Genomic DNA, 11,943 nt, shown 5'->3' on the forward strand with positions numbered 1-11,943 from the left:
TTGTTCTATTACTAGCCCGTTCTAATCCAACCACTTCCTCTCAAATAAAAAACGTCCCTACGTAAATACGTAGGGACGACAAAAATATCGCGGTACCACCCTAGTTATGAAGATACAACAAAGTTAGGACCTAAATAAAAAACGTCCCTACGTAAATACGTAGGGACGATAAAATATCGCGGTACCACCCTAGTTATGAAGCCACACCAAAGTTAAGACCTAAATAAAAAACGTCCCTACGTAAATACGTAGGGACGATAAATATCGCGGTACCACCCTAGTTGTGAAACAATCTTCACCACTTTATTTGATAACGGTATAAACTACCGTCTTTCATTTCCTCATAATGTGAGATTTATGAAAGATGCTCCAGGACGAACTTCATGAATAATCTATATACTGATTCACACCAACCATCAGCTCTCTGAAATAGGGAGATATTCACTACTATACCCTTTCATTGCCCAAATATTATTTTCCGAATTGATTACTATCATTTTTATCATACATTAAAAATAGTGTCAACTTATATTTTGAAATTTTATGCATTACATTCTATTTAAAAATTCAAAATATGACTTTTGTATGAATAGTATTAGAACATTTATGGTTTATACTGTATTAACTTCTCTAGCAGGTTTATAGTAGTATACGATAAAGTGAAACTTTAATCAGTGGGGTTTTGTTCATCCCTCACTGATTATTAGCCCTCACCAATCGGGCGTTTACCGGCAGTTGATCTCCCACCTAACTTCTTTGCTCCAGTCGCATTTTGAGGTGGGAGTTTTACTGCCCGCAAATAGCGGGATAAATGCAAGACAGCACAAGTAGGAGGAAAGAATTTTGTCTACTTCAAAAGTTTTAAAAGGTACCGCTTTATTAAGTGGTGCAACAATGATTTCACGAATTTTAGGTTTTATATACTTTTTCCCCTTTCAATTATTAGTTGGAACGCAAGGGGTCGCTTTATATGGATACGCATACTCTTGGTACGGTATTTTATTAAGCTTTTCAACAGCTGGTATTCCTATTGCCGTCTCAAAATTTGTTGCAAAACATAATGCGCTCGGTGATTATAGTACAAGCAAAAAATTATACAACTCTAGCGTAAAATTAATGTTGTTTATGGGCTTTTTAGGGTTTTTAACTTTATTTATTGGGGCACCGTACATATCACAATTTATTATTCGCTCAAAAACGCCAGATCCACAATTTATCGCTGACGTAACACTTACGATGCGAGCATTAAGTTTCGCACTTATTATCGTACCAGCTATGAGTGTTACACGTGGTTATTTCCAAGGTTTTCAACATATGAAACCAAGTGCTGTTTCTCAAGTCGTAGAACAAATCGCACGTGTCGTTTTCATTTTAGTTGGTAGTTTTATCGTTTCAAAACTATTAGGGGGTTCAGTCGCCTCTTCTGTTGCAGTTGCTACGTTTGGCGCTGTTATCGGGGCACTTGCAAGCGTCTCTATTTTAATGATGTACTGGAAAAAATATAATGGATTAAAACCTCCTGAAGGTGAGCTGAAAACGAGATCATCAAACATTCCGTTAAGAAGTATTTATATGGAGTTACTACGTTATGCAATTCCAATTGTATTTGTAGGCATTGCAATCCCGCTCTATACGTTAGTAGATCAATATACCGTAGCTGATGTCCTTAGAGCGATGGGAGAACCTTTAGAAACCGCGAATGCAGTTTTCGCTTATATAACGAACTATGCCCAAAAGTTAATTATGATTCCGGCTTCACTTGCAACTGGATTCTCATTAACAATTATTCCGGCTATAACGAAATCATTTACAAGCGGGAAGCTAGATGAATTACAAGGACAAATTTCAAAGATATTTCAAGTGTTGTTATTCTTCACTATCCCAGCCGCATTCGGTCTTGCTAGTATCGCTTACGATGCATTCCGCATGGTTTATGTAAATCCTGAAATTGCACTTGGTGGATCACAATATTTAATTTCATTTGCACCTTCTGCTGTATTAAGTGCAATTTTCACAGTTTCAGCCGCTATATTACAAGGAATTGATTATCAAAGAAAAACAATGATTGCATTCTCAGCCGGTATTCTCGTTAAAATTGTGGTGAACACACCGCTCTTACATTTATTCGGTGGACATGGTGCTGTACTTGGAACAATTCTTGGATATCTCGTTTCAAATATTATTATGTTGTACTGCATCGTTAAGTTTGCGAAATTTAAAATTGGCGAAACAGCAAAAACAGTATTTCTTATTACGATTTACTCCACAGCAATGTCTGCGGTTGTGATCGTATTAAGAGCATTTATAAGCTGGATTATTCCTGGCCAATCTTATGTAGAATCACTGATTATTGTATTTATATGCGCATCAGCAGGAGGACTTGTTTATCTTTTATTCGTATTAACGAGTGGACTTGCTTCGCATATTCTCGGTAATCGTATTCAACGTTTACCTGTATTAGGAAAGTTAGTTAAATAAAAAAACAAGAGATGTAACTCGTTGTTACATCTCTTGTTTTTTTACTTCGCATATTGAATGAGCTTTTGTTGTTCAGCAATATTTAGTCCTGGAGCATATTGTTCTACTAAATGTAATACCTCTTCGATCAACACTTCTAACTCCTGTACACTATACTCTGGTTCCCCTATCAGCGTATCCGCCATACGCTCATATAGATTTTCAGGTTTGATAGTCATGCGCTCTACATTATAAGCCATCCATTTAAATGCAGGATGGTGCACGTACATTCTATTCAAACCGAATAAAACACCGAATAAATCCCTTTGCACTTCACAAATAACATCATATAGCATAAGCCAATCTTTCCGTTTTAAAAGCGCCTCTCGATTATGCCAACGATTGCTTAACCAAAGGTTTTCTAAAATCATCCTTTTCGCCAGTTCTTCTGGCAATGCTTCAACTCTATCTTTTAGAGCATGTACTTTCACTTCCCCATACAAACTCACACCATCATGAACCGATGATACAATACATTGTTTCTCATAATTTATATCATACTGCTCCATAACTTCTGAAATAACCCTTTCTACTGTCACTGTTAAAAAATTACTAATCTCTAGTTTAATTCCTTCTTTCGTCAAATACGTTTCCGACCATTCTTCTTCCTCGTATGGATGATATGACAAAATTGTTCCACCAATATTGTTAATCGGACCTAGACGATCTTCATCCTCTGGTGGTGTTGACCATAAAATATGTAATTCGATATCCGAATGCTCATCTTCTAATTTTCTCGCTACAGAGCCTGCTAAAATAATAGCTTCGACTTTCTGGTTTTGCCTATAAATCTCCGACATCTCTATCGCTTTCTCTTTTAATACCATTGCATTTCCCCCTAAAACTGCAGTACTCCCCTTACTTTTCATTTATCTATTTCGATATTAAACATTATATTACCTTTTCAAATTTCCACTAAATCATATTTCTACCCAATAACGCTGAACAATTTCGCCAGAATTAGAAGAAACTACTTCATTTTCTAGCACACCGCCAACCTTTTGAATCGTTTTAGCCGAACCAATATTAGCTTTATCACAAGTTATTAACACCTTCTTCAGCCCTAACTTTTGCGCTTCACTTAATGCAAGTTTCAATTGTTTTGTCGCGTAACCTAGGCGACGTTTATTCGGATGGACACTATAACCGATATGACCGCTTTCCAGTAATAATTCTGGATTTAATCGATGTCTAATATTCACAAAACCAATAAGTTCTCCTTTTTCAATACTTAAAAACTGACTAGACGGCACTCGATTAGATGGTAAGTTTTCTCCTACTTCTTGTATACTCACTTTTGCAAACCATTTATCAAGAGAAGCAAAATTTTGTAGAGAACTACTACCGTGTGGTTGTTCATCAGTATGTAAAAATACCTCCCGATATTCCATAATTTGTTCACTATATTCATTTATTGGTTTTAATAGTTTCATTGTGCTTCCCCTCTCTTAATAACCTACAACAAACCCCTTAATAGCTCTATTTCACCATTAAGGGGTTTCTATCATTTTCATTCAAATAATCCCATACTCAAATAACGCTCCCCTGTATCAGGTGCAATACATAAAACTTTTTTACCAGCGCCTAAGCGTTTTGCAATCATAATTGCAGCGTACACAGAAGCTCCTGAAGATGGTCCTACTAATAAGCCTTCTTGTCTTGCTAAGTTTCTCATTGTAGTTAATGCTTCTTCATCCGCAATTTGAATAATTTCGTTATACACTTCTGTATTTAAGTTTTTGGGAATAAACCCTGGGCTTGTTCCGACTAGTTTATGAGGGCCTGGAACACCGCCAGATAACACTGGGGATCCTTTCGGTTCTACTACTGCAATATATAAGTTTGGTAGTTTCTCTTTTAACGTTTCACCGGTCCCTGTAATTGTTCCGCCTGTTCCTGCAGTTGCTACAAATGCATCAAGCTCTCCATCCATTTGTTCATAAATTTCAAGTGCAGTCGTATAACGATGAATATTCGGATTTGCTGGGTTTTCAAATTGCTGCGGAATAAAACTATTTGGGATTTCTTTTTGTAACTCTATCGCCTTCGCAATTGCTCCTGGCATTCTTTGTTCCGCTGGTGTTAAAACTACTTCTGCTCCGTATGCTTTCAATAAATTAATACGCTCTTTGGACATATTGTCTGGCATAATTAAAATAGCTTTATATCCTTTAGCTGCTGCATTCATCGCTAAACCAATTCCTGTATTGCCACTCGTCGGTTCAATAATTGTATCACCCGGCTTAATGAGGCCGTGTTCCTCGGCAATATGAATTAAATTATAAGCAGCACGATCTTTCACACTGCGTGACGGATTAAACATTTCCAGTTTTACATACACATCCGCCGCGCCTTCTGGAATAAATTTAGATAATCGAACGACAGGTGTATCTCCTATTAATTCTGTAACGTTTTCACATACTTTCATAGCACATCTCCTATTCTATCGTTTTCTTATCATTTGGCAGTAACAATGAAGTCAGTCCAATTAATGGTAAACAACTACATAATAGCATAATAAATTGAAGACTATACATATCAGCTAATTTCCCAAGGACTACAGCACCTAATGCTCCAAGGCCAAACGCAAGACCGACAATTAATCCTGACACCATTCCAACTTTCCCTGGAACAAGTTCTTGTGCATATACAACGATTACACTAAAACTACTAGAGCTAATAAATCCAATGCATAAAAATAACGGTACAACCCACATAAGAGAAACGTGAGGTAACAATAGTGCAAGCGGCGCTGAACCGAGCATCGAAAAGACAATAATCTTTTTCTTACCGAATCGATCCGCTAGCGGACCACCAAAGAAAGTACCTAATACACCAGCAATCATAAAAGCGAAGACGAAATACTGTGCATTTTTTATAGATAAACCGTAATGCTCTATTAAATAAAATTGATAGAAATTCCCGATACCAGCACCGTACCAAGAACGTACGAATGTTAGAAAAACAAGAAGTATAATAACAAATTTAATGTGCGTACTTACAATCGCATTTTCAGCCTCAAGTGCAGCCCTCTTTTTCCTTCTTACAGCACCAGTGGCTAATTCATTTTTATACCAATTTGATACGAAAATTAGTAATACAATTCCTACTGCTGCAAAGGCTGTAAAACCTAAAGAACCAATTTGACCGAGCGGAACGAAAATTAATGCTGTAAAAATAGGTGCTAGAGAATTCCCTGTATTTCCTCCCACTTGATAAATCGCTTGTGCTAAACCTCTTTTTGCACCGGCTGCCATGTAAGCAACACGAGCGCCCTCCGGATGAAAGACCGCGGAACCTAATCCAATAAATAAAACAGAAATAATAACAACTATAAAGTTCGGTGCAAATGCGAGTCCAATCATCCCAAGCATACTTGAAAACATACCGAGCGGTAATAAAAATGGTGACGGCTTCTTATCTGAATACATCCCAAAAACCGGCTGCATAATCGATGACGTCATATTTAACGCGAACGCTATCCACCCTACTTGCATGTAGGATAAATTCATCGTTTTTTCCAAAATAGGAAACAACGCGGGCACAACCGCTTGCATCGAATCATTTAAAAAATGTCCGAAACTAATCGCAAATAATATTCGATATATCGTCGGTGTTTCTACTGTATTTTTTTGTGAAACTGCCTGCATATGTGTATTTCTCCTTCCTGTACAAAATATATATTTATTACAGTTAGTGTAATAAATTTAGACTTTAATCAGAATAAATTCTGAGTTTTGAAACATTTCTATTCTATACTGGTTTCATTTCTTTTTCCAGAAATTCAACTTCTAAAAAAATATATTTTTTCTATGTGCTTTGTCGGATTTATTTATATGAGCTCTTTGTATTTTCTTTTATACTAAGGCAGGATGAAAGGAAGGCTTGCAACTATGAAGAAAAAGACGATCCTAAAACATATTAGGATTGCCTTTTTTTATTAAATAGAAAAACGCTTATATTTCTCATAATCACTCGTCTTACATTCTAGTGCCATTTTCGTACCTTCGTTTTCATAACTCGTAGATAAAACGTGTGCATGATTGTTGAAATACGAAACTACCTGTCCTTGATCATACGGAATTAACATTTCACACTTCGTATACTCTTTATAAATGTGTGAACGAACTACTTCTACAAGCTCTTCAATTCCAACATGTTTCTTCGCAGATAGATAAACGCGATCTTCTTGCACTTTCGGAATTTCAACATCTACCAAATCTGATTTGTTGTATGCATAAATCGTCGGGATATTTTCCACGCCAATTTTCTTTAACGTTTCATTTGTAATATCAATTAATTGCTCATAATTAGGATTTGAGTAATCTACGACGTGAATAAGTAAATCTGCTTCCGCCACTTCCTCTAGCGTTGAACGGAATGCTTTCACAAGATGATGTGGTAATTTACTTACAAATCCAACAGTATCCGTTAATAAAAATGATTTATTATCCGGCAAATCAATATTTCGTACAGATGTCTCTAACGTCGCAAATAACATATCCTTTTCAAATACTTGTTTCTCTACAGTACCATTAAAAATTTCAAGCATCGCATTCATTATCGTTGATTTACCTGCGTTCGTATATCCTACTAATGACACAACCGGAACTTCATTTTTCTTACGTTGTTTACGCTGCGTTTGACGCTGTGCAACAAGTGCTTCTAATTCTTTATTTAGAGCCGCAATTTGTTCTTCAATTTTACGACGATCTAATTCCAACTTCTTCTCACCGACACCTTTATTTTTCGTGCCAACTCCCCCGCTTTGTCTTCCTAATGATTCACGAAGACCGATTAAACGAGGCATCATGTACTGAAGATGGGCCACTTCTACTTGCAACTGCGCTTCTTTCGTTTTCGCACGTTGCGCAAAGATATCTAAAATTAAAATGGTACGATCAATTACTTTACAATCTAAATCCTCTTCTAAATTTCGAATTTGTGAAGGAGATAATTCGTCATTAAAGATGACCATATTTGCATCTGCTTCTTTCACATACGCTGCTACTTCTTCAATCTTCCCTTTTCCAATATAATGTGACGGATTTACTCGTTGTAAATTTTGCATCACTTGACCGATTACTTCCACATCACAAGCTTCCGTAAGATTTGCTAACTCTTCCATCGAATATGCAAAATCAGCTTCCTTACCTAAATTTACTCCAACTAATATTGCTCTTTGTAATAATTCTTCCATATATTTATTCCTCCATTTCGATTACGCAAAATAAAAAACACAGGTCACTGCCTGTGTTTTCGTAAACGGATAAGGGTTCACCAAAGAAATAGAAGAAAGCAGTGCTTTCGTCCTATACATGGTCAAAAAGTCCCAAGATAGTATACGTATCCAACAAGTGTTCACCTATACTATCCCATTCTATTTATAAAGGCAAAACAAAAAGAGGGCGTATTCGTCCCTCCCTCTTTTTCACATATAAGCTTAATAAAGGGTTCCTTTAAAATAGGCAGACCAATCCCGTTCACTCTGTACACAGACAGAGCCTTTGAGCGCTATTCAATTATCGGCACAAAGTATTGAGACGTAATCTGATTAAGATCAAAGGAAGCCCCTCCGTTCATTTTAAGTTAAATAAAGTGTAGCATAAGTAATTCGCTTTCACAAGATTAAACCACCTATAGAAACCGAAAGAAAATCTTTATATTTTTACTTTAATCGTCATTTTTTGCGAGTTCTTCTCACAATGAAAATAACAACAGCAATTATTAATAACACACCTATAGAAATGATAGTCACTTGCCACCAACTTAAACCGCTTACCATTTCATCTTTTAAATACACTTTCTTCGTCGGAACAGACTCTTTTGCAATATGACTTAAAGCATTTTTCTGAATCTCTGCCTCATCTAATCTCTTCGTTCCACTGCAGATAGATGTCTCTAACTTTTCTTCTCCTCTGTAAGAAGAAAAGACTAGGTACTCTCCTCCCTCTGCAAAAGGAAATTCACAGCTACTAACACTTGTATACATAATAATTTGCGAAGAACTTGTCCCTTTCCAAATATTCTTCACTTCAAATAGAACTTCAGTTCCAATCCCTTCTTTCCTTCCAACCTCAATTACTTTCCCCTCAAACACCACATCATTTTTTTGAAATGCATCCTCTGGAGATTTTTTAATACAGTCACAAGCATAAGATTTATCTGGAAAAACAATAAGAATAAAGCTACAAATAATGACAACAGGCAACATGCGCAAAATTCTTTTCAAGGAGCCCCACTCCCTTCATTATCAATTTCAAAAGCTTCTCGTATATTATTTTTACGCTACTCGCCAAATTCCTCCAGAGTAAATTAAACATTATCGTTTCCATACGATAAAAGTCTTTATTGACATTTTTATAACCTGATATTAGTATCAGGTTATAAAATAAAAATTAGGAGATGTCCCTATGAATTCTAAATCTCGTATTACCGCAATTGGTACTTATGTTCCAGATCAAGTATTGTCTAATAACGATTTAGAAAAGATGGTCCATACGAATGATGAATGGATTGTACAAAGAACAGGCATGAAAGAAAGAAGAATTGCTAACGAAGACGAATACTCCTCACACTTAGCCATTAAAGCAATCGAAAATTTGTGTACAACATATAAGAAAAACTTAGAAGATATTGACTGTATCATCGTCGCTACAACTACTGCTGACTATGTTTTCCCTAGTGTTGCTTGCCAAATACAACAATACTTCAACATACCTCATACACTAGCTTTTGATTTAAATGCAACTTGCGCTGGTTTCACATACGGACTGCATGTCGGTAATAGCTTAATCACTTCTGGATTACATCAAAAAGTACTCGTCATAGCGACAGAGACATTATCTAAAGTTACTGATTACACCGATAGAACGACCTGTATTTTGTTCGGTGATGGCGCTGGAGCTATTTTATTAGAAAGAGATGAAAACAAACCAAGCTTTATCGCTGCTCACATGGGAACAAACGGTGACGGTGGCATTCATCTATACAGAACAAATTTATCTACTACTATGAATGGCACACCACTACAAACAAGTGAAAAAATCGTTCAAAATGGAAGAGAAGTATATAAATGGGCTGTACGAACAGTACCATATGGCATAAAAGAACTATTACATACTGCAAATTTGCAAATAGATGATATAGACTGGTTCATACCACATAGTGCTAACTTAAGAATGATTGAATCTATTTGCGAAAAATCAAAAATATCTATTCAAAAAACATTAACGAGTGTGGAAGATATGGGGAATACATCTTCCGTCTCTATTCCACTCGCTTTAGATTTAGCTAGAAAAGAAGGAAGATTAAATAACGGAGACACACTTTTGCTATACGGATTTGGCGGTGGACTTACGCATTTAGGGCTTATTGTGGAGTGGGATTTAAGTTAAACGAATTAAAAAGAGGTTCTAGGAAATAACTAGAACCTCTTTTTAATTTCATGAATTTTTTTTACCTAACCGAGACCACATCACAACAGGAATAAGTAATAAGGCTACAGCGCCTCCCGCTAATGATAATGCCGCATAACTTGAATTAGCTACTACCATTCCTGACATCGCTCCACCTGAAGCTCCGGCTAACGCAATAAAAACATCTATTTTCCCTTGTGTTTTAGCACGTGTAGAAGGAGTTGTGGAGTCAACGATTTGTGCTGTACCACTAATCAATCCGAGATTCCATCCTAATCCAAGTAAAGAAAGAGCAACAATTAATAATAGTAAAGAATCACTCGGTGCTATCGCAGCTATGACACCCGCTGCAAGTAAAATCACCCCACCAGCTATACTCATCTTAGTACGGCCAATTTTATCAATTAACATTCCTGTAACAAGTGATGGAAGGTACATTGCACCTACATGAAAACCAATCACGAGACCTACTGCACTTAATCCATGACCGTGGTGTCCCATGTGAACTGGAGTCATCGTCATAATCGCAACCATCACTATTTGAGTAAGTATCATTACGATTGCTCCAACAGTAACACCACGTTTATTTTCTATTATTTCTTCTGTTACTGGTTGCCCTTTATATGTATGTTCTTGTTTATATGTTTCTATTATGTTAGCAATAATTAATGGATCTGGACGAAGCATAACAAAAAGTACAAGACCCGCAAGTATAAATGCCGCTGCTGATAATATGAACGGACCAGCAAGGTTAGGAATTCCAATTGAATGGGCAAAATCTCCCATTACGCCTACTAAATTTGGACCAGCTACCGCACCAAAAGTCGTCATAACCATCGTAATACTAATAGCAGTTGCTCGTTGCTTCTTATTCGCTAAATCTGTACCAGCATAACGAGCTTGTAGATTCGTCGCTGTACCTGCACCATATATGAGTAAAGAGACTAGTAATAGAATAATACTATTTGTTAACGCAGCCAATACAACTCCAATAGCCCCTAGTCCCCCTACTATAAACCCTGTTGCAAGCCCTATTCGGCGACCATATTTTTGCGATAACTTCCCAACAAAGAAAGCCGCTACCGCAGATCCCAATGTAAACATAGCGGCCGGTAATCCTGCATATGCATCTGTTCCAAGCATTTGCTGCGCAAGAAGTGCCCCCACTGTAATTCCAGCAGCTAACCCCGCCCCGCCAAACATTTGTGAAATACTTACGATGATTAACGTTCGTTTATATACTTTTTGTTGTTCTTCTTCTGTATACATATGATTACTTATTGAAGCATCTGCCGTATCTATCATTTTCTCACCTACTTAATAAAATACTTTACTCTTTTTAATGTACTATATTTTCATGTTTAATGATAATCGTATTCGTTACTTTATCATATTCATTTTCTGGTTCTGGTGCAAAAACTTCAATGTAATTACAAGTAATCTCTAAAATTCGGACATACTGATACTATTACTCTAAAAAGGTGTGTGATCGGTATGGAAAAGAAAAATCGGTTCAAATGTAAGCACTATCAGTCTGATATTATCTTATTAACGGTAAGATGGTACCTACGGTACAACCTAAGTTTTCGTGATTTGGTGGAAATAATGGAGGAACGGGGTTTATCCATTTCTCATACAACGATTATGCGTTGGGTTCATCAGTATGGTCTTGAATTGGACAAACGGATCCGACGTTACCTCAAACAAATAAATGACTCTTGGAGAGTCGATGAAACATATATCAAAGTAACAGGTCAATGGATGTACCTGTATCGTGCTGTTGATTCGAACGGAAACACAATCGATTTTTGCCTAAGCAAAACAAAAAATCATAAGGCTGCAAAGCGCTTTTTCAAGAAAGCTTTGCGGTCTTTTCATGTTTCAAAGCCACGTGTGATAACGGTCGATAAGAACCCAGCTTATCCTATAGCAATTGAACAGTTGAAAAAAGAAAACATACTAAGATTAGTAGTGCAGGCCAAGGCATTGGTTCGCACTACTATTTTTT

General features: G+C 36.6%; 10 protein-coding genes and 1 other annotated feature. Of the genes, 3 read left to right on the forward strand and 7 right to left on the reverse strand.

Features of this window, described 5'->3' with window-relative positions; genetic code table 11:
* Positions 1 to 247: 247 nt before the first annotated feature.
* Positions 248 to 470, reverse strand: a binding site (T-box leader).
* 373 nt (positions 471 to 843) lie between these two features.
* Positions 844 to 2,478 carry a putative polysaccharide biosynthesis protein gene (locus tag MR155_RS06660; RefSeq protein ID WP_242308879.1) on the forward strand — a complete coding sequence of 545 codons (1,635 nt, stop codon included), beginning with the start codon at positions 844 to 846 and terminating at the stop codon, positions 2,476 to 2,478.
* Positions 2,479 to 2,519: 41 nt separating this feature from the next.
* Here the strand turns inward: MR155_RS06660 and MR155_RS06665 are convergent, their stop codons facing one another.
* The 6 genes from MR155_RS06665 to MR155_RS06690 form a co-directional block, all read right to left on the reverse strand.
* Entirely contained in the window at positions 2,520 to 3,344 is an 825-nt protein-coding gene (locus MR155_RS06665; protein ID WP_242308881.1) for a DUF4037 domain-containing protein, read from the reverse strand.
* 93 nt (positions 3,345 to 3,437) lie between these two features.
* A complete protein-coding gene (locus MR155_RS06670) occupies positions 3,438 to 3,950 on the reverse strand; it encodes a GNAT family N-acetyltransferase (RefSeq protein WP_242308883.1) in 513 nt (170 codons plus the stop codon).
* A 77-nt stretch (positions 3,951 to 4,027) separates the two neighbouring features.
* Positions 4,028 to 4,945: a cysteine synthase A gene (gene cysK / locus MR155_RS06675; protein ID WP_242308885.1), complete on the reverse strand. Its 918-nt coding sequence runs from the start codon at positions 4,943 to 4,945 to the stop codon at positions 4,028 to 4,030.
* Between the two features lie 10 nt (positions 4,946 to 4,955).
* Entirely contained in the window at positions 4,956 to 6,167 is a 1,212-nt protein-coding gene (locus MR155_RS06680; RefSeq protein ID WP_002168666.1) for an MFS transporter, read from the reverse strand.
* Between the two features lie 290 nt (positions 6,168 to 6,457).
* Positions 6,458 to 7,717, reverse strand: a complete 1,260-nt coding sequence (gene hflX / locus MR155_RS06685; protein ID WP_219301981.1) for a GTPase HflX — start codon at positions 7,715 to 7,717, stop codon at positions 6,458 to 6,460.
* Positions 7,718 to 8,197: 480 nt separating this feature from the next.
* Positions 8,198 to 8,749: a cobalamin biosynthesis protein CbiN gene (locus tag MR155_RS06690; protein ID WP_242308887.1), complete on the reverse strand. Its 552-nt coding sequence runs from the start codon at positions 8,747 to 8,749 to the stop codon at positions 8,198 to 8,200.
* 181 nt (positions 8,750 to 8,930) lie between these two features.
* Here MR155_RS06690 and MR155_RS06695 point away from each other — a divergent pair, with 181 nt between their 5' ends.
* Positions 8,931 to 9,914, forward strand: a complete 984-nt coding sequence (locus MR155_RS06695) for a ketoacyl-ACP synthase III (protein ID WP_242308890.1) — start codon at positions 8,931 to 8,933, stop codon at positions 9,912 to 9,914.
* A 48-nt stretch (positions 9,915 to 9,962) separates the two neighbouring features.
* Here the strand turns inward: MR155_RS06695 and MR155_RS06700 are convergent, their stop codons facing one another.
* Positions 9,963 to 11,240: an MFS transporter gene (locus MR155_RS06700; RefSeq protein ID WP_242308900.1), complete on the reverse strand. Its 1,278-nt coding sequence runs from the start codon at positions 11,238 to 11,240 to the stop codon at positions 9,963 to 9,965.
* A 189-nt stretch (positions 11,241 to 11,429) separates the two neighbouring features.
* On the opposite strand from MR155_RS06700, the gene MR155_RS06705 reads away from it, so the two are divergent.
* The coding region (locus MR155_RS06705; RefSeq protein ID WP_242308903.1) for an IS6 family transposase at positions 11,430 to 11,943 on the forward strand (514 nt) is incomplete at its 3' end.

This window comes from Bacillus cereus group sp. BfR-BA-01331 (assembly GCF_022663915.1).
In the GTDB taxonomy this organism is placed as follows: Bacteria; Bacillota; Bacilli; order Bacillales; family Bacillaceae_G; genus Bacillus_A; species Bacillus_A mycoides.